The sequence below is a fragment of the Leifsonia sp. 71-9 genome (assembly GCF_001898805.1).
Taxonomy (GTDB): Bacteria; Actinomycetota; Actinomycetes; order Actinomycetales; family Microbacteriaceae; genus Leifsonia.
Genome location: NZ_MKVJ01000020.1, coordinates 136,784 through 158,221, shown reverse-complemented (window position 1 = coordinate 158,221; position 21,438 = coordinate 136,784). Strand labels below are relative to the sequence as shown.

Here is a 21,438-nt window from a genome sequence, read left to right as displayed (position 1 = left end):
CCGCCACACCGCGCGGGTGAAGGAGGGACGTGGCGCGGGCGACGTTCGGCGGCCACGACTCGGTCGCCACGGCGACCGGCGGGAAGCCCGGCGCCTCGGCCAGCACCTCGCCGCCTCCGGTCTGGATGTCGAGGGAGGCCGACGCCTCCCTCAGCCGCTCCCCCAGCAGCCGTGCGTATCCCCACGGCGGGCGCTCCTCGGTGGCCCGGCCCTCCAGCCAGCCGAAGTCCCAGCCGGTGACGTCGGCCTCCTCGCCCTCGGCGATCAGCTCCTCGAACGGCTTCGTCATCCCGCCATCCTCGCAGAGCACCGCCTGGCCGCGGCGCAGCAGAGTACCGTGGTGAGCATGGGCAAGGCGGGACGGCTGTGACGGGCGCACACGGATCGGAGGACCGGTTCGGCGTGGTGCTGGCGCGGCTGCGCGACGACGAGCTGCCCCGGCTGGAGCTGGCGCGACCGTTCGTCGACGTGCTCCCCGTCACCGGCACCTCGGTGTCCACGATCGGCGACCTCCTGGGAACCGAGACCGTCGCGGCCAGCGATGCGCAGGCCGCCCGGCTCGACGAACTGCAGTTCGACCTCGGCGAGGGCCCGTGCTGGGACGCGCTCCGCCTGGAGCGTCCGGTGCTCGAACCGGATATGCGCAGCCCGCGCGCCGACTGGCCGTCGTTCTCCGAGGCGATCAAGGACGACATCGGCGCCCTGTTCGCCTTCCCGATGCTGATCGGCCCGCTGAAGATCGGGGCCGTCGACATGTACACGACAGAGCCCGGCATCCTGACCCGGGTGCACGTGCGCCAGGCGACGGCGCTCGCCGATCAGGTCGCCCGCATCCTGCTGCACCAAGCGGTCTCCGCTTTGGCGAACGAGACCGAGGAGGCGGAGGTCACCCCGTTCTCCCGCCGCATCATCCACCAGGCGACCGGGATGGTGCTGGCCCAGCTCGGACTCACCGCCGAGGACGCGCGCCTCGTGATCCAGTCGCACGCCTTCGCCACCGGGCGCACCATGATGGCGGTCTCGCAGGATCTCCTCGACGGGCGGTTGGACTTCTCGCGACGAGACGGACGGATCGAGGACTCCCGATGACCGCACCCGGCCGTGAGCAGGACCTGCTGCAGGCGTTCGCCCACCTCGCGGACACCCTGGTCGCCGACTACGACGTGGTCGACATGCTGCAGAATCTGGTCGACACGTGCAGCGACCTGCTGGACGCGACGGCCGCGGGCGTGCTGCTCGCCGACGCGTCGGGCGACCTCGACCTCATCGCCTCCACGAGCGAGGCGAGCCGGCTGGTCGAGGTCATGCAGCTCTCCGCCGACGCCGGGCCGTGCATCGAGAGCTTCTCCACCGGTGTCGTCGTCTCGGTCCCCGACATCTCGCGCACTCCCGACGCGTGGCGGCTGTTCCGCGAGAAGGCGATCGAGCAGGGCTTCGCCGCCGTCGACGCCATCCCGATGCGCCTGCGCGAGACCACGATCGGGACCCTCAACCTGCTGCGCGCCGAGCCCGGCCCGCTCAGCGAGAACGACCGGGTGGCCGCCCAGGCCTTCGCCGACGTGGCGACGATCGGGATCCTGCACGAGCGCACCCTCGCCGAGAGCGAGCAGATCCGCCGGCAGCTGCAGCACGCGCTGAACAGCCGCATCGTCATCGAGCAGGCGAAGGGCGTCATCGCGCACACCCACCGCATCCCCATCGACGACGCCTTTACCGTGCTGCGGGGCTACGCGCGCTCCCACCAGCAGGGGATCTCCACGGTCGCCCAGGCCGTTGTCGATCGAACCGTGGAGCTCTGAGGCCGAGCCCGCCTCGCCGCGTGGTCGCCTAGCCCTCCGCGGAAGCGCTTCGGCTGTCGGCGCCGGCGTGGACGCTCAGCTCCAGGTCGATGAACGCGGCGATCATCGCGCGATAGGTCCGCTCGACCACGGTCGGATCCGCCCCTGCCGTCTCGGCGAGCGCGCGGACCTTCCGGATCACCGCCTCCACCCGGTCGGGGGCGCGGACGGCGTCGCGGTCGCTCTTCAGCCTCCCCGCCGCCTCGACCCAGCGCTGCCGCTGCGCGATCAGCGCGACGAGCTGTGCGTCGAGTGCGTCGATCTCGGTGCGGACGGCGTCGATCTCGGGGCTCATCCCACCGACCCTAGACCAGCAGCGCCCGCCCCTCGCCTCGCCGAGAGGGGGATCCGTCCCTTACTCCTCTACTTGTCTGAGGACTTGTGCTACAGTCGGCACATGCTCCGCATCGAGTCCCTCCTTCTTCGCCGCCACGACGGGGTCTAGCCGACCGGCTCCCCGTCGTGGCTGCTGGGCTGCGCCGGTCATCCCCGATTCCGGCCACCCCGAAGGACTCGAACCATGACCAGCACCGCCTTCCCCCGTCTCTCCACCCCCGCGGGCCCCGTCCCCGCGGACGCGCCCGCCTGGAACCGGCAGCGTGCGTCGCAGATGCCCTCGCACCGCTACCGCGACGTCTTCTCCCGCGTGGAGGTGCCGCTCGCCGACCGCGACTGGCCGTCCCGGAGGCTGACCCAGGCGCCGCTGTGGGTGCCGGTCGACCTGCGCGACGGCAACCAGGCCCTCGCCGAACCGATGGACCCGGCCCGCAAGCGGCGGTTCTTCGAGCTGATGCTGGCGATGGGCTACAAGGAGATCGAGGTCGGCTACCCGTCGGCGTCGCAGACCGACTACGACTTCGTGCGGCTGCTCGCCGAGACCGGGCTGGCCCCGGAGGATGTGACGATCGTCGTGTTCACCGCGGCCCGCCGCGACCTCATCGAACGCACCGTCGCCTCGGTGCGGGGACTGCGGAATCCGGTCGTCATCCACCTCTACACGGCGACGGCCCCGATCTGGCGGGAGGTCGTGCTCGGCCACGGGCGCGACGCCCTGACCGACCTCATCCTCGCCGGCGGCCGCGACGTGCTCGAGTTCGCCGGCGACCTGCCCGACGTGCGCTTCGAGTTCTCACCGGAGGTCTTCAACCTCACCGAGCCGGACTACGCGCTCGAGGTCTGCGACGCCATGACGGAGCTGTGGGAGGCGAGCCCGGAGCGGCCGGTCATCCTGAACCTGCCCGCCACCGTCGAGATCGCCACCCCCAACGTGTACGCCGACCAGATCGAGTACATGCACAAGAACCTCGCCCGCCGCGACGGCGTCATCCTCTCGGTGCACCCCCACAACGACCGCGGGACCGGCATCGCCTGCGCCGAGCTGGCGGTGCTCGCCGGCGCCCAGCGCGTCGAGGGCTGCCTGTTCGGCAACGGCGAGCGCACCGGCAACGTCGACCTCGCCACGCTCGCCCTGAACCTGCACGCGCAGGGCGTGGACCCGATGATCGACTTCTCGGACATCGACGAGATCCGCCGCACGGTGGAGCACGCCAACCGGATCGAGGTGCACCCGCGCCACCCCTACGTCGGCGACCTCGTGCACACGGCGTTCAGCGGCACGCACCAGGACGCGATCCGCAAGGGCTTCGCCGAGCACCGAGCGCGTGCGGCGGCGGAAGGTCGCCCCGAGTCCGAGCTGGAGTGGCGGGTGCCGTACCTGCCGGTCGACCCGGCCGATCTCGGCCGCGGCTACGACGCCGTGATCCGCGTGAACTCGCAGTCCGGCAAGGGCGGCATCGCCTACCTGCTCGAATCCGGCTACGGGATCGAGCTGCCGCGCCGCCTGCAGATCGACTTCGCCCGCCACGTGCAGCGCCACACCGACGCGACCGGCGACGAGGCGACGCCGGAGCAGCTCTGGGACCTGTTCCGGAACACCTATCTCGCGACCGCCGACGCAGCGGTGGGCCTGGTGGATTACACGACCTCCGAGATCGACGGGCGCGCCCGCACGACGGTGACGGTCCGCATCGACGGCGACGAGCGCACGACCACGCACGACGGGGTCGGCCCCGTCGAGGCGCTGGCCGCGGCGCTCACCGCCCACGGCCTCCCGGTCGAGGTGCTCGGCCTGCACCAGACGAGCATCGGCGCGGGAGCCGACAGTCAGGCCCTCACGCTGATCGAATACCGCGACGGTGCCGCCACCCGCTGGGCCGCCGGGCAGGACCGTTCCGTCCTGACCGCCAGCCTCGCCGCGCTCGCGGCCGCGGCCTCCCGCGTGGCGCGGGCGTACCAGCCCACCGCCATGCGCTAGAAAGTGGACGTGACCCAGACTCCCGGCGCAGCCGTGCCCAAGACCAACACGTTCGCCCTCATCGGCTTCATCGCCGCCTTCGTCATCCCCGTCGTCGGGGTCGTGCTCAGCGCGATCGGGATGAAGCAGACGCGGATCAGCGGAGAGGGCGGCCGTGGGCTCGCACGGGCCGGTGTGTTCCTCGGCTCACTGTTCACGCTGTTCCAGGTCGGCTTCTTCATCGTCTGGGCGTCCCTCTTCTTCGGCGCCCTCTCCCAGATGCGCTGAGGACGACCGGCGGCCGCGCTCAGGGCACCGGGCGGATGATCGGTATCGGATCGGCGCGGTAGCCGCTCGTCGCCTCCTCGTAGCTCGTGTGCTTGCGCTTGGGCTGCGAGTCCGCGGGCGGCGGCACCGGCGTGTGGCTGAGGGCGTGCAGCACCAGCTGCTCGATCAGCTGGGATGCGCTCGTGCCCCGGTGCTGCGCGATGCGGATCAGGGCGGCGTATTCGGACTCGCCGAGATGGATCTTGAGCGGGATGCCGCCGGGAACGTGTCCCGGGCCGAGCGTCGTGGGAGCAGTGTTGTCGAGATCGCTCATGACGGGATCATGCGCCCTGCGCGGGGCGCGCGTCGAGGGGCGCTTTATATGCATTAACTAGCGAACCGGGCGCGCGCAAACTGCCCGTTGCCGTGGACCCGCCCGCGGGTGCATCATGCAGCCGTCAGGATACGTATGACCGATGCCGGCCTTCTCCGCCTCGTCGATCGGCGGGACCGGCGTCGAGCCGGCCGGCCACAGGGGGTGGCCGGCCGGCGACCCCGACGCTGCACTCCCCGAAGGGAGCAGACCATGGGCTGGACCACCCGCAACCTCACCCGTCAGTTCGGCGCGCCCGCGGCGCTCTCCGGGGTCGTCGCGTACCTGTTCGCCGCGGAGCGCACACGGCACGTCGTCTACCGCCGGCAGAGCGACGGCTCCTCCTCCGACGGCCATCTCATCGAGCTCTACTGCGGGACGGACGACGTCTGGCACGCGAAGGACATCACGGCCGAGGCGGAGGCGCCGCAGCCGACCTCGGATCCGTCGGCCTACGTCTTCGACACCGAAGGGACGCAGCACGTCGTCTTCCTGAGCGACGACGACGGCCACATCCACGAGCTCTATCAGTCGGACGGCTGGCACCACGGCGACCTCATGGACTCGTCCGCGACGGTGGTGCGGGCGGTCGATCCGCCGTTCGGCTGGGCGTCGGCGCACTACGGCACGCAGCACGTCGTGTTCCGCGACCAGTACCGCACGGTGCATCTGCTCAGCCGCGGGACCGGGGACGATGCGGCCTGGGTGCAGCATCCGCTCACCACGTCGACCGGCCCGCACGCGGCGGTCGCGCCCGGCGGCTACGCGTTCGACGCCGCGCAGACGCAGCACATCGTGATGGTGGGCGACGACCAGCTGCTGTACGAGTACGTGATGACGGACGGGAGCTGGGGACCGCCGCGCGACCTCGGCCCGAATGTCGGCGCCTCCCGCGACGCCCTCCCGCATCCCACCGGCTACGGTTTTGCCGGAGACGGCACCCGGCACGTCCCGTGGCTGGGCGAGGACCGGGACATCCACGAGCAGTCGTTCGCGAACGGCGCCTGGTCGCCGAAGAACCTGACCAGCGAGGTCGGCGGCCCGTCGCCGATGCCCGGGCTCGCGCCGGCGGGCTACTCCTTCGAGTCGAACCCTGCCGCCCCGGTCGGCACCCGGCACGTCATCCACATCGGGGCCGACGGACTCGTGTACGAGTTCTGGAACGACCCGTCCGGCTGGCACGTGAACCCGCTGACCGGGGGCGAGGGATCCTTCCCCGCCGCGTCCGCGCCGACGGCGTTCGCCGATCCCGTCGCCGGGACGCAGAACGTCTTCTACCGCTCCACCGCGGACGAGATCATCGAACTGCGGTACACGCCGAGCCCGCTGCACGGAAAGGTGGGCGTCCACGGGGCGGCGCACCTCCACGGCACGGCGCTCTGACCGCGGGCGCCGCCGCGCTCACTCGATCGCGCCGCGCTCCACCAGCCAGTCCCGGGCCGCCCGCGCCTCGGCCGCCTGGAACGCGCGCAGCGCCGGCATCCGCGGGGGTGCGGGCTGCAGCGAACTCAGCCGGAACTCCCCCGCCAGCCCGGCGAGCACCCCGTCGATCCCCGCAGCGGGAACCGCGGCGAGCAGGGGATGCGCGAGCAGCGCACTCGTGTCAGGCGCGCCGCTGAGGCGCGCGTCCAGCAGCACCGCCAGCCCGTCGATCCACGGCGCTCCGAGGCACGCCCACGCCCAGTCCACGAACCAGACGCGGTCCCCGGCGTCGAGCAGGATGTTGTCCGCCCGGCCGTCGAGGTGCACCAGCCGGTCGCCGACGAGGTGATCGCCGGCGGCCGCGGCCAACGCGGTCAGGCGGTCCACGTTCCGCCGTTCGAGGTCGGTGAGCCGATCGGCGTGATCGGCGTCCAGGGTCGGCCACGCCGCGAAGGGCAACTCGTCCACGAGGCGCGGCAGGCCGAGACCGCCGGCGTCCGGGAACTCGCCGATCGTGTCGAGGATCGCACGCAGCTCATCGTGCGCGGGCGGGGTGGAGGGGTGCCGCCCGTCGACCTCCTCGGTCACGAGCCCGAACCAGTCCCCCACCTCGATGGTGGCGAGCAGCGCCGGTGCCGGGACACTGTCCGGCAGCCGTCGCAGCACCTCCGCCTCGCGACGGTAGAGGTCGACGGTCCCGCCGAGCTCCGCCGGCGCCGCCTTCACGAACGCGCGGCTCCCGCCGGCGGTCCCGACGCGCACGGCCAGTCCGGCCGAGTACCCGCCCGTCTGGTCGGCGGCGTCGACCACCGATCCGCCCAGCAGGCGGCCGATCTCGTCGGTCAGTTCTCGGGGCGCGTCCGCCCAGGGGATGCGGTCGCTCGTGGCTTCCATGCGGCCACCCTACCCAGGACGGACCGCGGCCACGCCCGCAGCGCCAGCACGGCGAGCGCCGTCTCCTCGAGGAGCAGCACGATCCCGGCCGCGTGCGTCACAGGACAGCGGCTGGGCTGCGAGCGTGACTGTGCGAACTGCGCCCCGAAAGTTGGACACCACGGATCAACGTGGAGGGAATCAGGTGGGCTATTCGGATGAGGTGCGGATCGAGTTCGCACGGTTGCTGGAGGGCGGGCTCGGCTATCGAAAGGCTGCGTATGCCGTTGGAATCGGTGAGAAGTGTGGGTGGTCGTGGGCGCAGCTTTATGGCGCAGGCGGTCTTGCGGAGCTACTCGCTCCTACGCCTCCGGCGCGGACGTTTCCGCTAGAGACGAAGTTGGCGGCCGTCAGCATGTTTCAGCACGGCGCAACCCACCGTCAAGTCATCACCGCATTCGGGTTGAGGTCGCAGACGACTCTTGAGAAGTGGATCGCGCGCTATCGGGATGTGTCCGATGGGGCACCGGTGCAACGGCGCAGTGGTCGCGATGATCGTCTGGACGTGCGTAAAGCGTTAGCGGCTGCTGTTGATGAGGGCAACGGATACATGGTGGCCTCTCGGAAGGTCGGGATACACGTTTCCACGGGGTGGCATTGGTACCAGAAGTATGGGCGCGGCGGACTTCTAGAGTTGACAGCCGTGAGCAAGTCCCACGACTACACATTAGAAACGAAGCTGGCGGCCGTTCGAGCGTTCGAGGCTGGCGCGACGCGGGCGAAGGTTATGAAGCGGTTTCAGCTTCACGCGGCACGCGCTCTCGAGGAATGGGTCGTCAAGTATCGTGCCTTGGGCGAGCGGGGGGGCTGACTCCGCGCAGCAGCGCTCGGAACGACCAGCTCGCGATTGAGGCTGCAGTTCAGAAGGGCATCCTCGCGACGGTGAATGTGCGCTTGTCCACGAGCGAGAAGGTCGAGATCGTCGCTGCACTGTCGAACCGGTATCCGGTGCGCGCTCTCGCGAAGGCCGTCGGCCTGGCGCCAAGCACGTACTACTACCGACGAAAGCGCGAGGAGAAGCCGGATCGCTACGCGTCCGTGCGCCCGGTGGTGACCCGCGTATTCGAGAGCGCATACCGCGCCTATGGTTACAGGCGCGTCCGCATGCAGCTACGGCGCGCGCATGGCATCGTGCTCAGCGGCAAGACTGTGCGACGACTGATGCGCGAAGAAGGATGCGCTTGCCGCGCGCGCCGGCGCCGTCGGGAGCGCTCACCCTGGTCAGTTCCAGACGGCGCCAGCGCACGGACCGCCCCGAACCTCCTCAAGCGCAACTTCGCGGCGACCGCACCTAACCAGAAGTGGGTGACCGATGTGACTCAGTTCGCTGCCGCCGGGATCGTTCTCTTTCTTTCGCCGCTGATGGATCTCTACAACGGCGACCAAGCTCGAAGATGATCGCCCCATCCTGCATACGGATAGAGGGTGGCAGTATCAACTACCCGACTATCGCGAGCAGCTACGGTCGCGGGGAGTCACCCCTTCGATGTCCCGAAGCGGCACCTGCTTGGACAACGCGGCCGCGGAGAGCTTCTTCTCCCACCTGAAACAAGAGTTCCTTCGTCACGCCGAGTTCGAATCGATCAAACAGTGCGAGCGGGAAGTCGACGAATATATCCGCTGGTACAACACCGAACGCATTCGCGTACGCCTCGGCTGGGACACCCCGGCCGGCTTTCGCCGACGCTGGCACGAGACACGGTCGGCGAATCAGGTCGCCGCAGCACCGACGCTTACGCTAGGCGAGGTTACGCAGGCGGAGAGATGAATTCAGGTAGGCGCCCGCCAATCCGAGAGAGAACACGACGGAGAATACGTACAGCGGTGCGAGTTCGTGGGCCGTGGCCGCTGTCGTCGCGGTTGAGACCGCCTGAAGCACAAGCAACGCCGCGAGGACGAAACCGGCCGTGGGTTTCGCGGTCATCCGCCACGAGGGGCGGGTCCCGTTCGGGTCCTCACCCTCGCCACGAAACGTGCGCGCTCCGAAGACAACCAGGAGCACCACGGTGGCGGAGTACAACAGGACCCCGACTGTAGGGGTCGCGCTCAGCGCGGCAACGATAGCGACGGTCAGAGCGATGGCGTAGCCCACGACAACATAGGTGACCTTGCCCTGGGGAGAGGTAATCCGGAACGACACGTTCACTCCTATCTGAGTCGAGGCTGCCAGATCGATTCTGGCAGCCCCGAACTGCCTATGCGGCGACCGTGTAGGTGTAGTAGCTGCAGTACGTGGCGCCGATGCACTGGTAATAGAGAGCCTTGATCCGCTTCTGCTGGTAGTGCGCCTTATCCAGCGCGTCAGCCAGATTCCCCGGAGCGGTACAGCCCAGCGAGGCGAAGAAGGACAGCGGCAGGATCCGACAGACGTTGTTGATGTTGTTCTTCGCCCGCCACATCTCCTCGACTGCGGCTCGCGAGTACCAGATCGTCACCGGCGGATAGACCGCTCGCGGGGTGACTCCGCCTGCGCTCGCGCTACGAACGTCGATTGTGGTCCCGTCTGGGAGCACCGTTGACGTTCCCGTAGCCGTCTTCGAAACGCGGGAGCGAACCTTCCGGGTACTTCACGTAGGTGCCGTCCGGAAACTGCACCGTGTTAGCGCCCGGTCCCTCCACCACGACGCCGCCCAGCGTTGGTGTGTCGTCTTGGACCGTGGCTGCATTCGCGGCGCCACCGACCAGCAAAGACGCTGCCAGCGCTCCGACACCGACCATGACGGTGATTGCTCGAGTGAACTTCATCAACTTGTCCTTTCGTCAGCGAAAGGGTGTCGACGCGTAGTTCGCCACCGAACCGGCCGCGAACAAAGTCAACGATCCCCCGCTTCGAACATATGAGAGCCCCACCCGCGTATACAAGGACCGATCGCTCAACCAACACCCACTAAAGGTGCACTCTCAACGTGGCCAACTTTCGGGACGCACTCCAGTGCCACCCCTCAACGGGGTCGCGCCTCCCGCGCACCGGTGCTGCCACACTGACGGAATGGTCTCTCACCGCCGGCGCACCGGACGCGCCATCGCCGCCGTCCTCGCCGCCTTCGCACTCACCGGGGGTGCCGTCGGCCTCGCTGCCGCTCCGGCGAATGCCACGCCCGTGCCCCCGGTCCTGCCCGGGCCGAGCACGAGCGCCGGCACCCTGAGCCCGGGCCTCTACGTCCAGGTCGTCGACGGGCAGATCCACGTGAGCAATGGCGGCTCGCAACTGAATTTCGCGGCCGGCCAGTTCGGGTTCGTGCCGACCATCACCACTCCGCCAGTCATCATCCCCCAGAACCCCGGCATCGTCTTCGCCCCACCGCCCGTGTTCCAGACGCCACCCGCGCTCACGGCCGCGCAGCAGGCGGCCGCCCAGGCGGCCGCGGCCTCGGCCACGGCCCGACAGCTCGCGGCCGCGGCCGACGCCGCGCAAGCCGCCGTCACGGCCGCGCGTGCGCACGCCGACGACCTCGCAGCGAAGCGGGATGCGGCGGCCGGCGCGCGCGACGATGCCGAAGCGGCCAAGGGCCTGGCCGACCAGGGCGTCCTCTACGCCCAGCAGCAGCTCGCCGACGCCGAGGCCGCCCTCCAGGCGATCCCGGGCGATGGGCCGGACCACGACGCGGCGCTCGCGGCATACTCCGCGGCGCAGGCAGCGCTCGCGTCCGCGCAGCAGCAGGTCACCGCGACGGGCGACGCGCTCGAATCCGCCATCGCGGCGGCCACGGCGGCGGCGTCCGCGTCCGACGCGGCCGAGCAGGCCGTCACCACCGCGAGCGTCGCCCTGGAGACGGCCCTGCACGACGCGGCCGTCGCCACCACCACCGCCGTCGACGTCGTCGCCGCCACGACCCCCGCGGTGCCCCCGACCCTCCCGACGCCCACCGAGTCCGCGCCGCCGTCGAAGGGCGACGATCCGACGACGGTGAAGGCCGGCCAGACCCTGCTCCTCCTCGCCTCCGGCTTCCGACCCGGCACCCAGACCGCGTTCGGCGTCTACTCCGATCCGCTCGCCGTGGCACCGGTCTCCGTGGACCCCCAGGGCTTCGCCGCCGCGTCCTTCCAGATCCCCGCCACGTTCACCGGCGCCCACAGCCTCGTCGCCGTGGGCGTCGGCATGGACGGTCTGCAGCGCATCCTCCGCCTCGACATCACGGTGACGGCACCCGCAGCGACACCGGCCGCGGTGCCCGCCGTCGCGAGCACGTCGACGACGGCCCTCGCCGCCACGGGCGTGGACGCGACGGTCCCGGCACTGCTCGGCGGCGGGATGCTGTTGGTGGGTGTTGCGCTGGCGGTGCTGTCGACGCGACGGCGACGGGTGGCCTGACCGACAGCGGCGGGACGCCTGATCTGTCGGTGACGGGGCGCCTGATCTGTCGGTGACGGGTGGCCTGAGCCGACGGCGGCGGGCCGCCTGAACCCGCAGCGTCGCGGCCGCCGCGATCACCCCGATCCGCGCCCTACCTCCCGCGGCGCCCCGCGAACACGGCGACCGCCAGCGGTACGACCGACGCCACCATCAGCACCGTCCCGAGCACGGTGTCGCTCGGCCGCACCACCGCTCCGGCGACCAGCACGCCCGCGAACACGACGGCTGCGACGAGGCGTCGCGCCGTGCGCTCCAGCCGGTCGACGCGCCGTTCGAGGTGCGGCGACGAAACCGCGATGCTGCCGTCCTCGACGCGGTCGATCAGGGCGTCGACGCGTTTCGGCAGCCTCCACGCGACGCCGGCGATGGAGAGCGCCTCCTTCGCGAAGTCCTGCACGACGTTGCCGCGCTCGTCGCGCAGCAGCTGTGAGGCGTAGGGCTCGATCGAGTCCCACAGGTTGAAGCCGGGGTCGAGCGCGCTGCACACGCCCGACGTCAGGGACATCGCGCGCACGATGAGCAGGAAGTTCTCCGGCAGCTGGAACGGCAGCGACCGCACCACGTCACCGAACTGGTTGGCGAAGTCGCGGAACTCGCGCGGGTCGACCTCCCGCAGCTCGGCGAAGCCCATGCCGCCGAACCGCGCGAAGAGCTGCGTCATGGCCTGCTCCAGCTGCGATGTGTCCGCGGAGGGCAGCAGCACGCCGACGTCGCGCATCGCATCCACGAGGCCCTTGCCGTCGCGGGAGGCGGCGGCGATCAGGAGCTTGCGCAGGCCGGTGCGCAGCGTGGTCGGCACCTCCCCCATCATCCCGAAGTCGATGAAGGTCAGCCGCCAGGGCCGTTCGCCCTCGGCGGCGTCCGGGAGGGGTGAGACGAAGATGTTGCCGGGGTGCGGGTCGGCGTGGAAGAACCCGTTCGAGAACAGCTGGTCGAACATCACCGCCGCGAACACCGGGGCGACCTCGGCCGGGTCGATGCCCGCCGCCCGGAGCGAGGCGGCGTCGGTGATCTTGATCGCCGTCACGTCCTCGAGGGTGAGCACGCGTCGGGTGGTGCGCTCCCAGACAACGGCCGGCACGGCCACGCGGTCGTCGGCGGCGAAGTCCTCCGCGAACCGCTCCGAGCTCGCGGCCTCGTGCAGGTAGTCGATCTCCTCCAGGCTCGTCCGGGCGAACTCCTCGACGAGCTCGGGCGCATCCACCCGGTCGGAGACGAGCCGCACATGGCTGAGCCAGCGACCGACGCGGCGCAGTGCCGACAGGTCGACGTCGACGATCGCGCCGATGCCTGGACGCTGCACCTTGATGACGACCGCGTCCAGCCCGGTCTCCTCCGCATCCTGAGCCGACAGGCGCGCGCGATGCGCCTGGCCGAGGGAAGCCGCGGCCACCGGGGTCTCGTCCACCCACGCGAACGCGCGGTCGAGCGGCACGCCCAGCTCCGCCTCCGCCAGGGAGCGGATCGCCGCGAACGCGACCGGCGGCACCTCGTCCTGCAGGCCCTCCAGCTCGGCCGTGATCTCGGGCGGCAGCACGTCCAGGCGCGACGACATGAACTGGCCGACCTTGATCATCAGACCGCCGAGGTCGACGGCGAGCACGTGGAAGCGCTGCGCGAAGCGCTGCATGCGCCTCGACCGCGTGCGCTCGGCCACGCGCGCCAGCCCGATGCGCGGCAGGAAGAGCTCGTACCACCAGGTGACCGCGAGATTCCAGCCCGCGAACCGGAGGATGCGCCGGTAGCGGCGGCGCGTGTCCCCCGCCGCGGCCTCCGCCCCCGCCTGCTCGCCGGCCCCCGGGCGAACGGACGTCACCCCGTCAGTCCTGCGCGAGGATCGAGTACAGTCGGCGCCGCGCCTCGTCGAGCACGGTCACGGCCTGCGCCACCTGCTCCGGCGTGCCGGTCCGGCGCACCTGGGCCGCCGCCTGCGCCAGCTCCACTCCCGCCTTGGGGAGGGGGCCGAACGGGTCGCTCGGGCTGCTGCCCGCGCTGCCGGACTCCCACGGAGCCGGACCCGCCTCCGCCGCCTCGGCACGGCCGGCCTCGGTGAGGGCGTAGGTCTTGCGACCGTTCGACTCCTCGGCCGTGAGCAGCCCCTCGTCGGCGAGCAGCTGGAGGGTCGGGTAGACGGAACCGGCGCTCGGCTTCCAGCTGCCGCCGCTGCGCTCCTCGATCTCCCGGATGATCTGATAGCCGTGCATCGGCTTCTCGGCGAGCAACGACAGCACCGCGGCCCGCACGTCGCCGCGACCCATCCGGGTGCCGACCCGCTTCTCGAACGTCGAGCGCAACTGCTCGAACGCCTGCCACATGCCGTCCGCCGTCATCCCGGGGCCGAAGCCTCCGGTCGGGAACGAATTCGAACCGCTCATGATGTCCTCCTCAGGAGTCGTCAACGATACTCAACGATATATCGCTGAAGCCGACGCGGTAGGCTTTCTCGACAACCTCTCAGCCGACATTCGTCACAAATGTGGGGAAAGCGGGGCCCAAAGTCGACATTCGGCACAAATGTCGCGAGCGAGGCGAGGGCGCGTGTGACGCAGGAGTCCCCCTCCCCTGGCCTCGCACAGCGGGGCGCAGTACCGTTGCGGGTGCGAGTGGAAGACGCAGAGAGGATGTACGAGATGGCCCAGTACACACGTGATCCGGACGCGATCGCCCGGCTGACCCCGGAGCAGTTCGCGGTGACCCAGGAGGCCGCCACCGAGCGGCCGTTCGACAACGAGTTCTGGGACAAGGAGGATGCAGGGCTCTACGTCGACGTCGTGTCGGGCGAGCCGCTCTTCGCCTCGACGACCAAGTACGACAGCGGCTGCGGCTGGCCCAGCTTCACCAAGCCGCTCTCGGCCGAGAACATCGTCGAGAACTCCGACACGTCGCTCGGGATGGTGCGCACCGAGGTGCGGTCGTCGCACGGCGACAGCCACCTCGGCCACGTCTTCGACGACGGCCCCGCCGACGAGGGCGGCCTGCGCTACTGCATCAACTCGGCCGCGCTGCGCTTCGTGCCGCTGGCCGACCTGGAGAAGGAAGGGTACGGCCAGTTCGCGCCCCTCTTCGCGAAGGCGGCGAACGCCTGATGGCCACCGAACGCGCCATCCTCGCCGGCGGCTGCTTCTGGGGCCTCCAGGAGCTCATCCGTGACATGCCCGGAGTGCTCGGCACCCGCGTCGGCTACGCGGGCGGCCACACCGACAACGCGACCTACCGCAACCACGGCGACCACGCGGAGGCGGTCGAGATCGACTTCGACCCGTCCGTGATCTCGTACCGCGACCTCCTGGAGTTCTTCTTCCAGGTGCATGACCCCACGACGAAGAACCGTCAAGGCAACGACGTGGGCACCAGCTACCGCTCGGTCATCCTGTACCTCACGCCCGAGCAGGAGCGCGTCGCCCGCGAGACGATCGCCGAGGTCGACGCCTCCGGGCGCTGGCCGGGCAAGGTCGTCACCGAGGTCGAGCCCGCTGGCACGTTCTGGGATGCCGAGGAGGAGCACCAGGACTACCTGCGCAAGCACCCCGGCGGCTACACCTGCCACTACGTGCGTCCGGACTGGGTCCTGGACGACGAGGTGCGCACGGCAGGGTGACCGCCGGGAGCCCGCGCGGGCGACCCGCTCAGCGGAGCGCTGCGACCGCCGTCTTCGTGGCGGCGGCCAGCAGCGCGTTGTCGGGCGTCGCATCCGGCGCCGCCTTGCGGGACAGCGTGACGACGACGATGGGCGCGCGACCGGCCGGGTAGACCACGGCGATGTCGTCGCGCACGCCGTACTCCCCCGTCCCGGTCTTGTCGGCCACCGGCCACGCCGGGTCGACGCCCGCGCGGATGGTGTCGTCGCCCGTCGTGTTGTCGAGCATCGTGTTGCGCAGGAGGGTGCGGTCCGTCGTCTCCAGCGCCGAGCCGAGCACGACGGAGCGCAGATCGCTCGCGAACTGGGCGGGCGTCGTCGTGTCGCGCGCGTCCCCGGGCAGCGCCTCGTTGAGGTCCGGCTCGATGCGGTCGACGTTGGTCGTGCGGTCGCCGATGCCGCGGAGCCACTGCTCGACCGCGTCCGGGCCGCCGACGCGCGCGACCAGGAGGTTGGCGGCGGTGTTGTCGCTGAACCGCAGCATCGCGTCGATCAGCTCGCGCACGGTCATCCCCGTGTCGACGAACCTGCTCGTGATGGGCGCGTACGACAGCAGGTCGGCGCTCGTGTAGTGGACGACCTGGTCGAGGTCGGCGTCGGACGAGCGCTGGAGCAGCGCGGCGGCGATGAAGGTCTTGTTCGAGGAGGCGAAGGGGAACCGCTCCCCGCCGCGGTAGGCGACGGTGCGCCCGGAGCCGGTGTCGATCGCCGTGACGCCGAGCGTCGCGCCGTGGGTGCGCTCCAGCTCCGCGAACGCGCGCTGAGTACCGGCGGTGTTGCCCTGGGTGGCCGCGCCGCTCGTCGCCGAGGCCGAGGTGCTCTGCGCCGACGCGGCGGCCGGAGCGGAGGCGAGCGAGGATGCCGCGCATCCCGAGATCGCGACCGCGAGTGCGACGGCGGTGCCGCCGGTGACCGTGAGGAATCGTTTGCGAATGTCCATGTCGGCAGCCTCGCCCGCCGCGACGATCCTGTCGAAGACCGGATCGCTCCGAACGATGCCCGATCGGCATGCGTCTAGGGTGGAGCCGTGGATCTGATCGCCGCGTGCCGGGTGCTCGTCGAGATCGGCGACCGCGGCAGCGTGACGCGCGCGGCGGCCGCCCTCGAGGTGGCACAGTCCGTCGCGAGCCGGCGCATCCTCGCCCTGGAGGGACGCCTCGGCAGTCCTCTGCTGGAACGGACCGCCCGCAGCGCGGTGCTCACACCCTTCGCCCGTGACCTCCTCCCCTCCGCGCGGCGCCTGATCCGGCTCGCGGACGAACTGGAGCTCGATGCGGCTCGCGCGCGCCTGCGACCGGTGACGGTGGCCGTGCCGGTCGGCTGTCCGACGCGGGAGCTCGCGGTGACGGATGCCGCGGGGCGTGCCGCCGGGCTCCGGCTCGAGTTCCGCGAAGACACGCCGGCCCGACGCGCCGAACTCGCGGCGACCCGGGGCGTGCGCCTGGCGGTCGCGAGCGTCGCGCCGGATGCGGCGACCTGGACCGCGGAGCTGGGCGCCGCCGGGCGCCGGGATGCGGGCGACGCTCTGCGCCTGGACGACCTGCGGCCCGGCCGCACCCCGCGCTCCCGCGACGACGACGCCGGCGCACGGCTCCGCATCGGGCCCGAGGACGACGTGCCGCACATCCGGGACGCGCTGGTGCGCGCCGCCTTCGCCGTCGGCCTGCTGCCGAGCCAGCTCCCCGTCGACGGCTCGACGACCTCCTGCCTCGCCTCCGTGCTCGCCGACGGCGATCTGCTGCTCTGCACGGCGGCGGAGGCCCACGAACTCGGTCTGCACTGGCGCCGGTTCACCGGGTTCGGCGTCGCGCGCGGCTTCGCGCTCGTCGGGGACAGCGAGAACGACGTGACGACCGTCGGGGAGGCGGTCGGCGACGAACTCGCCGCCGCGCTCGGTGCGCGCGCCCGCGACGTCGCGCCCAGGACGACGGGTCGCGCCGATGCATGACGCGCGCTTCCTGGACGCCGTGCGCAGGGACCTGGCACAGGCCGGACTGCGGGCCTCGATCCTCGTCCGGGACCTCCGCACCGGCCGCGAACTCGACCTCGACGGCGACGTCGCGACGCCCGCGGCGTCGCTGACCAAGATCCCGATCGCCCTCGCGGTGCTCACCCGCGTCGCCGACGGCCGGCTCGACGGGTCGGCACCGGTCACCGTGCCCGCGGGGGATGCCGCGGGCAGCCTCCCTGGCACGACCCGCTTCCGTCATCCGTCCGTGATCGCGGTGGACGATCTGGTCTCGCTCGCCCTGACCATCAGCGACAACGGCGCCGCGGATGCCCTCCTCGGCCTCGTCCCGCCCGGCGAGGTCATGGCCGAGCTGGAGGCGCTGGGCATCCACGGCATCGCCGTCCGCCACGCCTTCGCCGACCTCTCCGACACCCCGCTCGAACGGTTCGCCCCCGACGAGGCGCACCTCGCCCACACCCTCGCCATCCGCGGGAGCACACCGGCGCACGGCCATCCGATCCGGCAGCTGGATGTCGCCCGCACCAACACGGGCACCGCCCGCGCCTTCGCCGACCTGCTCGAAGCGGTCTGGAGCGAGCGCGGCGTCCATCCGGAGGCCGCCGCCCGGCTCCGCGACCACCTCCGCTCGAACCTCCTGCGCCACCGTCTCGCCCCCGACATCGTCGCCGACGACACGGCGTGGGCCTCCAAGACCGGAACGCTGCTCAACCTCCGCCACGAGGCGGGGGTCGCCGAGCACGCCGACGGCTCGCGATTCGTCATCGTCGCCCTGAGCACGTCGAGCGTGCCCGCCTCGGCCCAGCCCGCCGCCGAGGCCGCGTTGGGCGCCGCCGCCCGGAGGATGCACGAGCGCGTGCGCAACGGCGCGACGTGATCGTCTAGGATCCACAAAGACGAGAGGCCGCGGGGTGGCGGTCCTGGACAGGGGGACGATGTTCACGGCACACGCGCGGCGATCGATCGAGGCCGCGGCCGTCGGCGCGGCGATACTCGTCGCCCTCACGGGATGCGCGCTCTTCGGCGGCACGGCACACCCCACGGCGACGCACACACGTGCGGCCACTCCGACGCCGACGGCGACCGGCGACGCGAGCCGCTCGGGGATCACCTCGTCACCGGCGCCGGCCCCGGTCATTCCGCCCACGCTGACGCCGGTCCCGGCGGGCACGGTCGTCGCCGAAGGCGATGTCGCCTCGCCCAAGGGCAGCATCCACTACCACTACCGGGTCGTCTCCAACGGGGACAACACCTACTCGGCGCAGTACACGGGCTTCACGTCGACCGTGCCCGTCCCGGTCTCCGTCACCTTCCTCGACACGCCACCCCAGGTCGGCGACGGGATCACCTATCACGGCGTCGGCGACGTCCAGCTCGGCGGACCGACCACCTCCCCGGCGACCGCCTCGTCGAGCACGCTGGGCAGCGTCGGCCAGCCCTCCTACCTGCTGGCGCTCGTCACGTATTCGTCGGCGCCGTCGTTCGATGGCGTGCCGCAGGAGCTCGGCCCGGACAAGGTGCTGGCCGTGAACACGGTGCGCTGGTCCGTGCCCGTGCGCACGTCGAACGTGCACCCCGTCGACAATGGCCCGAACCCCGGGGCGAGCGGCGCCGTCACGGCGACCACCGCCTCCGGTGCGCCCAAGACCTACCAGGTCTCGGCGGGAGACGCACCCGCCGGGATCGCCCAGCGCTTCGGCATCCAGGTCGCGGACCTCTACTGGCTCAACCCCGACCTGCCGACCTCGACCACGCAGCAGGTCGTCTTCGAGGGGACCGCGCTGAACCTCGACCCCGACAGCCTGTAGCGCGCGGGCCGCGCCCGGTCAGGCGACCAGCAGCCGCGACAGGATCGCGCGCGAGCGCCGCACGTCCTCGGCGCTCTTACGGGTGAGCTCGCCCACGCCGCCGAGTCGCGAGTTCTCGCGGAGCAGCCGGACGATCTCCACCGCGACCGACCGACCGTAGAGGTCGCCGCCGAAGTCGTGGATGTGGACCTCCACGCGCCGGTCGCTCACGTCGTCGAAGGTGGGATTGGCCCCGATGCTGACGGTGCCCCCGCGCGGTGCGGTCTCGCCGTCGAGCGTCACCCAGCAGGAGTAGACGCCGTCGGCGGGCGGCTCGCCTGCGGTGATCGCGAGGTTCGCCGTCGGGAAGCCCAGCAGCCTCCCGCGCCGGTCGCCCGCCGCGACGACGCCGCGGAACCCGGAGGTCAGGATGCCGTCCCGATCCGGTGGAAGGCGCTCTGGTGGAAGACGAGCGGTGCGACGTCGGGGAAGACCTCGGCGGCGTGCACCTCCAGCAGCACGATCTCGTGATCGCCGCCGTCGAAGGTCGCGCTGACGCCGCACTCCAGCCAGAGAGCGGCGCCGTCGATCAGCACCGCGCCGTCCGTCGTCGGGTGCCAATCCGCGTCCTGGAAGCGGTCGCCGGTGCGCGACGAGAGCTGGCGGCAGAGGGCGCCGTGCTCCGCGCCGAGCACGCTCAGCCCCAGCCGCTCGCTGCCGGCGAGCACCGGCCAGGTCGAGGAGGTGCGCGCGACGCTGACGGCGACGAGCGCGGGCTCCAGCGAGATCGAGGTGAACGAGTTGACGGCCATGCCCGTGGGGCTGCCGTCGCGCAGCGCGGCGACGGCGACCACGCCGGTCGGGTACGCGGCGAAGGCGCGGCGCAGAGCCAGCTGCGCGGAGTCGCTCAGTGCGGTGTCGTTGCTCATGTGGGTCGGCCTTCCTCGTCCATCGCGTCGATGCGATTAGTCAAGTTTGTCTATGTATCTGAATACTATGCAGATTTGATCATGCAAACAACCCTGAGATACCGGATAGCACTAGGATCGGACCATGTCGTCTACCACCCGACTGGTCGTGCTCGGCGCTGTCCACCAGTTCCAGCCCGTCCATGGCTACTTCCTCCGCCGCGAGCTGATGACCTGGCACGTCGACGAATGGGCCAACATCCAGCCCGGCTCGATCTACAACGCGCTGCGCTCCCTCGAGAAGGACGGCTACGTCACCGAGGACACGACCAAGGTCGAGGGTAAGCGCCCGGCGCGCACCACCTACACGATCACGCCGGAGGGCGAGGTGGAGTTCCTCCGCCTGTTCCGCTCGGCACTGTGGGAGGTGGAGGTGTTCGACACCAAGCCGGTCATGTCCATCCCCTCGTTCATGCACGTGCTGAGCCGCCGCGAGGTGGTGGAGGCGCTGGAGCACCGGATCAGCAAGATCGACGCCATCGTGCTGAGCAACGCGTACAACATCGAGGACACCGCCAAGTCGTCGACGACGCCGGACTACGTGCGCGAGATCTTCGAGCTCTCCAGCATCCGCCTGCGCGCCGAGCAGCAGTGGGCGCGCGACCTGCGGGAGCGGCTCCTCGCCGGCGAGTACGTGTTCGCCGACGAGAAGACCGCCTCCTGACAGCGGGGCGGCCCCACGCTCGGGCCGCCCGCGCCGCACGTGCTGCTCAGGCCGCCCCGACCAGCAGCCGGTCGATCGCGGCGGGCGTGAGCAGCTCGGTCTGAGCACCGACCGCCGTGGTCGTCACCGCGCCGGCCGCCGACGCCCGCAGAAGGGCGCTGAGCGCATCCGCTCCCCCGGCCAGAGCGGCCGCGAGCGCGCCGCAGAACGCGTCGCCCGCGCCGGTCGTGTCGACCGCGTCGACCTCGAACGCGCGCACGGCGAGGTCGTCGCCGCCCGGTGTGAGCCAGCGCGCCCCGTGGGATCCGAGGGTCACGACCAGCGCGTCCGGGCCCGCGCCCAGCAGAGCGTCGATCCCGCCGAGCGCTTCGGCCTCGGTCTCGTTGACGACGAGCAGGTCCGTCACCGCGAGCAGCGATGGCGTCACCCCCTCCGCCGGCGCCGCGTTCAGGATGGTGCGCGCACCGGTCCGTCGCCCCGCGGCGAGCGCCGCCTCGGCCGTCCGCGGGTCGATCTCCAGCTGGGTGAGCACGACGCTCGCGCCCTCGACGGCGGCGGCGGCCGCATCCGGCGTCAGTTCGGCGTTGGCTCCGCGGGACACGATGATGCTGTTCGCCGAGTCGGCGAGCATCGCGATGTAGGCGGACCCGGTCGGGACCCCCTCCGAGAGGTGGAGGTCGACGTCGAGCCCGGCGCGCAGCATCTCCCGGCGAAGGTCCTGGCCTGCGCCGTCGTCGCCGAGCTGCGCGCAGAAGCGGGTCGGTGCGCTGCTCCGCGCGGCGGCGACGGCCTGGTTGAAGCCTTTGCCGCCGGGGAGCGAGCCGAGCGGCTGCCCGAGCAGGGTCTCCCCCACCTCGGGCAGCCGGTCGAGCCGCACCAGCGTGTCGAGGTTGACGCTCCCGACGACGCAGACGAGACCGGAGGTCATCGCGG

27 protein-coding genes and 1 pseudogene (1 of these 28 running past the window's edge) are annotated in these 21,438 nt (G+C 71.2%); 15 read left to right on the top strand and 13 right to left on the bottom strand.

Going from position 1 to position 21,438, the window contains the following annotated elements; all coding sequences use genetic code 11:
• Window positions 1-289, bottom strand: a pseudogene (locus BGO91_RS15755) (SAM-dependent methyltransferase) (it extends 437 nt beyond the left edge of the window).
• Between the two features lie 77 nt (window positions 290-366).
• Here BGO91_RS15755 and BGO91_RS15750 point away from each other — a divergent pair.
• Both BGO91_RS15750 and BGO91_RS15745 read left to right on the top strand, forming a co-directional pair.
• Window positions 367-1,089 carry a GAF and ANTAR domain-containing protein gene (locus tag BGO91_RS15750; protein WP_290473668.1) on the top strand — a complete coding sequence of 241 codons (723 nt, stop codon included), beginning with the start codon at window positions 367-369 and terminating at the stop codon, window positions 1,087-1,089.
• Window positions 1,086-1,799: a GAF and ANTAR domain-containing protein gene (locus BGO91_RS15745; protein ID WP_290473667.1), complete on the top strand. Its 714-nt coding sequence runs from the start codon at window positions 1,086-1,088 to the stop codon at window positions 1,797-1,799. Before BGO91_RS15750 ends, BGO91_RS15745 begins: the two co-directional genes overlap by 4 nt.
• 28 nt (window positions 1,800-1,827) lie before the next feature.
• On the opposite strand, the gene BGO91_RS15740 is transcribed toward BGO91_RS15745, so the two are convergent.
• Window positions 1,828-2,133 (bottom strand): chorismate mutase, encoded by a 306-nt coding sequence (locus BGO91_RS15740; protein WP_290473666.1) that lies wholly within the window; start codon window positions 2,131-2,133, stop codon window positions 1,828-1,830.
• Between the two features lie 225 nt (window positions 2,134-2,358).
• On the opposite strand from BGO91_RS15740, the gene BGO91_RS15735 reads away from it, so the two are divergent.
• Together BGO91_RS15735 and BGO91_RS15730 are read left to right on the top strand one after the other, a co-directional pair.
• On the top strand, window positions 2,359-4,152 hold the full coding sequence (locus tag BGO91_RS15735) for a 2-isopropylmalate synthase (RefSeq protein ID WP_290473665.1): 1,794 nt from the start codon (window positions 2,359-2,361) through the stop codon (window positions 4,150-4,152).
• 9 nt (window positions 4,153-4,161) lie between these two features.
• Complete coding sequence (locus BGO91_RS15730) at window positions 4,162-4,419, top strand: DUF4190 domain-containing protein (protein ID WP_290473664.1); 258 nt, start codon at window positions 4,162-4,164, stop codon at window positions 4,417-4,419.
• Between the two features lie 19 nt (window positions 4,420-4,438).
• Here the strand turns inward: BGO91_RS15730 and BGO91_RS15725 are convergent, their stop codons facing one another.
• A complete protein-coding gene (locus BGO91_RS15725) occupies window positions 4,439-4,732 on the bottom strand; it encodes a CopG family transcriptional regulator (RefSeq protein WP_290473663.1) in 294 nt (97 codons plus the stop codon).
• Window positions 4,733-4,984: 252 nt separating this feature from the next.
• On the opposite strand from BGO91_RS15725, the gene BGO91_RS15720 reads away from it, so the two are divergent.
• The gene (locus BGO91_RS15720) at window positions 4,985-6,154 is read left to right on the top strand and encodes a hypothetical protein (RefSeq protein WP_290473662.1); all 1,170 of its coding nucleotides are present in this window, start codon (window positions 4,985-4,987) and stop codon (window positions 6,152-6,154) included.
• An 18-nt stretch (window positions 6,155-6,172) separates the two neighbouring features.
• On the opposite strand, the gene BGO91_RS15715 is transcribed toward BGO91_RS15720, so the two are convergent.
• Window positions 6,173-7,087: an aminoglycoside phosphotransferase family protein gene (locus BGO91_RS15715; RefSeq protein WP_290473661.1), complete on the bottom strand. Its 915-nt coding sequence runs from the start codon at window positions 7,085-7,087 to the stop codon at window positions 6,173-6,175.
• 151 nt (window positions 7,088-7,238) lie between these two features.
• On the opposite strand from BGO91_RS15715, the gene BGO91_RS15710 reads away from it, so the two are divergent.
• The 3 genes from BGO91_RS15710 (at window position 7,239) to BGO91_RS15700 (ending at window position 8,894) form a co-directional block, all read left to right on the top strand.
• On the top strand, window positions 7,239-7,937 hold the full coding sequence (locus tag BGO91_RS15710) for a transposase (RefSeq protein WP_290473660.1): 699 nt from the start codon (window positions 7,239-7,241) through the stop codon (window positions 7,935-7,937).
• Between the two features lie 83 nt (window positions 7,938-8,020).
• Window positions 8,021-8,524, top strand: coding sequence for an IS3 family transposase (locus tag BGO91_RS15705; protein ID WP_290473659.1), 504 nt, complete (start codon window positions 8,021-8,023; stop codon window positions 8,522-8,524).
• Window positions 8,493-8,894 carry an IS3 family transposase gene (locus tag BGO91_RS15700; RefSeq protein WP_366925300.1) on the top strand — a complete coding sequence of 134 codons (402 nt, stop codon included), beginning with the start codon at window positions 8,493-8,495 and terminating at the stop codon, window positions 8,892-8,894. Before BGO91_RS15705 ends, BGO91_RS15700 begins: the two co-directional genes overlap by 32 nt.
• On the opposite strand, the gene BGO91_RS15695 is transcribed toward BGO91_RS15700, so the two are convergent.
• The 3 genes from BGO91_RS15695 to BGO91_RS15685 are packed head-to-tail and all read right to left on the bottom strand — an operon-like array spanning window position 8,865 to window position 9,871.
• Window positions 8,865-9,266 (bottom strand): hypothetical protein, encoded by a 402-nt coding sequence (locus BGO91_RS15695; protein WP_290473658.1) that lies wholly within the window; start codon window positions 9,264-9,266, stop codon window positions 8,865-8,867. The genes BGO91_RS15700 and BGO91_RS15695 overlap by 30 nt on opposite strands.
• A 55-nt stretch (window positions 9,267-9,321) precedes the next feature.
• Window positions 9,322-9,561, bottom strand: coding sequence for a hypothetical protein (locus tag BGO91_RS15690; RefSeq protein ID WP_290473657.1), 240 nt, complete (start codon window positions 9,559-9,561; stop codon window positions 9,322-9,324).
• A gap of 43 nt (window positions 9,562-9,604) precedes the next feature.
• Window positions 9,605-9,871, bottom strand: a complete 267-nt coding sequence (locus tag BGO91_RS15685; RefSeq protein WP_290473656.1) for a hypothetical protein — start codon at window positions 9,869-9,871, stop codon at window positions 9,605-9,607.
• A gap of 244 nt (window positions 9,872-10,115) precedes the next feature.
• Here BGO91_RS15685 and BGO91_RS15680 point away from each other — a divergent pair, with 244 nt between their 5' ends.
• A complete protein-coding gene (locus BGO91_RS15680) occupies window positions 10,116-11,438 on the top strand; it encodes an LPXTG cell wall anchor domain-containing protein (RefSeq protein WP_290473655.1) in 1,323 nt (440 codons plus the stop codon).
• A 133-nt stretch (window positions 11,439-11,571) separates the two neighbouring features.
• Here the strand turns inward: BGO91_RS15680 and BGO91_RS15675 are convergent, their stop codons facing one another.
• Together BGO91_RS15675 and BGO91_RS15670 are read right to left on the bottom strand one after the other, a co-directional pair.
• Window positions 11,572-13,296, bottom strand: coding sequence for an AarF/UbiB family protein (locus tag BGO91_RS15675; RefSeq protein ID WP_290473654.1), 1,725 nt, complete (start codon window positions 13,294-13,296; stop codon window positions 11,572-11,574).
• A 4-nt stretch (window positions 13,297-13,300) separates the two neighbouring features.
• On the bottom strand, window positions 13,301-13,855 hold the full coding sequence (locus tag BGO91_RS15670) for a PadR family transcriptional regulator (protein WP_290473653.1): 555 nt from the start codon (window positions 13,853-13,855) through the stop codon (window positions 13,301-13,303).
• Between the two features lie 255 nt (window positions 13,856-14,110).
• Between BGO91_RS15670 and msrB the strand changes: the two genes are divergently transcribed.
• Together msrB and msrA are read left to right on the top strand one after the other, a co-directional pair.
• A complete protein-coding gene (gene msrB, locus BGO91_RS15665) occupies window positions 14,111-14,566 on the top strand; it encodes a peptide-methionine (R)-S-oxide reductase MsrB (RefSeq protein ID WP_290473652.1) in 456 nt (151 codons plus the stop codon).
• On the top strand, window positions 14,566-15,078 hold the full coding sequence (msrA, locus tag BGO91_RS15660; RefSeq protein ID WP_290473651.1) for a peptide-methionine (S)-S-oxide reductase MsrA: 513 nt from the start codon (window positions 14,566-14,568) through the stop codon (window positions 15,076-15,078). Before msrB ends, msrA begins: the two co-directional genes overlap by 1 nt.
• Before the next feature lie 28 nt (window positions 15,079-15,106).
• Here msrA and bla read toward each other — a convergent pair whose 3' ends face one another.
• The gene (gene bla / locus BGO91_RS15655) at window positions 15,107-16,057 is read right to left on the bottom strand and encodes a class A beta-lactamase (RefSeq protein ID WP_290473650.1); all 951 of its coding nucleotides are present in this window, start codon (window positions 16,055-16,057) and stop codon (window positions 15,107-15,109) included.
• A gap of 87 nt (window positions 16,058-16,144) precedes the next feature.
• On the opposite strand from bla, the gene BGO91_RS15650 reads away from it, so the two are divergent.
• From BGO91_RS15650 to BGO91_RS15640, 3 genes are read left to right on the top strand one after another with little or no spacing between them, the layout of a single operon-like run.
• Window positions 16,145-17,065 carry a LysR family transcriptional regulator gene (locus BGO91_RS15650; protein ID WP_290473649.1) on the top strand — a complete coding sequence of 307 codons (921 nt, stop codon included), beginning with the start codon at window positions 16,145-16,147 and terminating at the stop codon, window positions 17,063-17,065.
• The gene (locus BGO91_RS15645; protein WP_290473648.1) at window positions 17,058-17,963 is read left to right on the top strand and encodes a serine hydrolase; all 906 of its coding nucleotides are present in this window, start codon (window positions 17,058-17,060) and stop codon (window positions 17,961-17,963) included. The genes BGO91_RS15650 and BGO91_RS15645 overlap by 8 nt, the downstream gene beginning before the upstream one ends.
• 58 nt (window positions 17,964-18,021) lie before the next feature.
• Window positions 18,022-18,894 (top strand): LysM domain-containing protein, encoded by an 873-nt coding sequence (locus tag BGO91_RS15640; protein ID WP_290473647.1) that lies wholly within the window; start codon window positions 18,022-18,024, stop codon window positions 18,892-18,894.
• A gap of 18 nt (window positions 18,895-18,912) precedes the next feature.
• Here BGO91_RS15640 and BGO91_RS15635 read toward each other — a convergent pair whose 3' ends face one another.
• Both BGO91_RS15635 and BGO91_RS15630 read right to left on the bottom strand, forming a co-directional pair.
• Entirely contained in the window at window positions 18,913-19,302 is a 390-nt protein-coding gene (locus BGO91_RS15635; RefSeq protein ID WP_290473800.1) for a riboflavin kinase, read from the bottom strand.
• Complete coding sequence (locus BGO91_RS15630; RefSeq protein WP_290473646.1) at window positions 19,299-19,802, bottom strand: flavin reductase family protein; 504 nt, start codon at window positions 19,800-19,802, stop codon at window positions 19,299-19,301. Before BGO91_RS15630 ends, BGO91_RS15635 begins: the two co-directional genes overlap by 4 nt.
• Window positions 19,803-19,926: 124 nt before the next feature.
• On the opposite strand from BGO91_RS15630, the gene BGO91_RS15625 reads away from it, so the two are divergent.
• Window positions 19,927-20,505 carry a PadR family transcriptional regulator gene (locus BGO91_RS15625; RefSeq protein WP_290473645.1) on the top strand — a complete coding sequence of 193 codons (579 nt, stop codon included), beginning with the start codon at window positions 19,927-19,929 and terminating at the stop codon, window positions 20,503-20,505.
• Between the two features lie 46 nt (window positions 20,506-20,551).
• Here the strand turns inward: BGO91_RS15625 and BGO91_RS15620 are convergent, their stop codons facing one another.
• On the bottom strand, window positions 20,552-21,433 hold the full coding sequence (locus BGO91_RS15620; protein WP_290473644.1) for a ribokinase: 882 nt from the start codon (window positions 21,431-21,433) through the stop codon (window positions 20,552-20,554).
• Window positions 21,434-21,438: the final 5 nt, after the last annotated feature.

Bases quoted from the DNA above. Each gene is read 5' to 3' on its own strand.
- BGO91_RS15745 (WP_290473667.1), top strand. From the start codon at position 1,086: ATGACCGCACCCGGCCGTGAGCAGGACCTGCTGCAGGCGTTCGCCCAC.
- BGO91_RS15740 (WP_290473666.1), bottom strand. From the start codon at position 2,133: ATGAGCCCCGAGATCGACGCCGTCCGCACCGAGATCGACGCACTCGAC.
- BGO91_RS15735 (WP_290473665.1), top strand. From the start codon at position 2,359: ATGACCAGCACCGCCTTCCCCCGTCTCTCCACCCCCGCGGGCCCCGTC.
- BGO91_RS15725 (WP_290473663.1), bottom strand. From the start codon at position 4,732: ATGAGCGATCTCGACAACACTGCTCCCACGACGCTCGGCCCGGGACAC.
- BGO91_RS15720 (WP_290473662.1), top strand. From the start codon at position 4,985: ATGGGCTGGACCACCCGCAACCTCACCCGTCAGTTCGGCGCGCCCGCG.
- BGO91_RS15715 (WP_290473661.1), bottom strand. From the start codon at position 7,087: ATGGAAGCCACGAGCGACCGCATCCCCTGGGCGGACGCGCCCCGAGAA.
- BGO91_RS15685 (WP_290473656.1), bottom strand. From the start codon at position 9,871: ATGAAGTTCACTCGAGCAATCACCGTCATGGTCGGTGTCGGAGCGCTG.
- BGO91_RS15680 (WP_290473655.1), top strand. From the start codon at position 10,116: ATGGTCTCTCACCGCCGGCGCACCGGACGCGCCATCGCCGCCGTCCTC.
- BGO91_RS15670 (WP_290473653.1), bottom strand. From the start codon at position 13,855: ATGAGCGGTTCGAATTCGTTCCCGACCGGAGGCTTCGGCCCCGGGATG.
- msrB (WP_290473652.1), top strand. From the start codon at position 14,111: ATGGCCCAGTACACACGTGATCCGGACGCGATCGCCCGGCTGACCCCG.
- msrA (WP_290473651.1), top strand. From the start codon at position 14,566: ATGGCCACCGAACGCGCCATCCTCGCCGGCGGCTGCTTCTGGGGCCTC.
- bla (WP_290473650.1), bottom strand. From the start codon at position 16,057: ATGGACATTCGCAAACGATTCCTCACGGTCACCGGCGGCACCGCCGTC.
- BGO91_RS15645 (WP_290473648.1), top strand. From the start codon at position 17,058: ATGCATGACGCGCGCTTCCTGGACGCCGTGCGCAGGGACCTGGCACAG.
- BGO91_RS15640 (WP_290473647.1), top strand. From the start codon at position 18,022: ATGTTCACGGCACACGCGCGGCGATCGATCGAGGCCGCGGCCGTCGGC.
- BGO91_RS15630 (WP_290473646.1), bottom strand. From the start codon at position 19,802: ATGAGCAACGACACCGCACTGAGCGACTCCGCGCAGCTGGCTCTGCGC.
- BGO91_RS15625 (WP_290473645.1), top strand. From the start codon at position 19,927: ATGTCGTCTACCACCCGACTGGTCGTGCTCGGCGCTGTCCACCAGTTC.
- BGO91_RS15620 (WP_290473644.1), bottom strand. From the start codon at position 21,433: ATGACCTCCGGTCTCGTCTGCGTCGTCGGGAGCGTCAACCTCGACACG.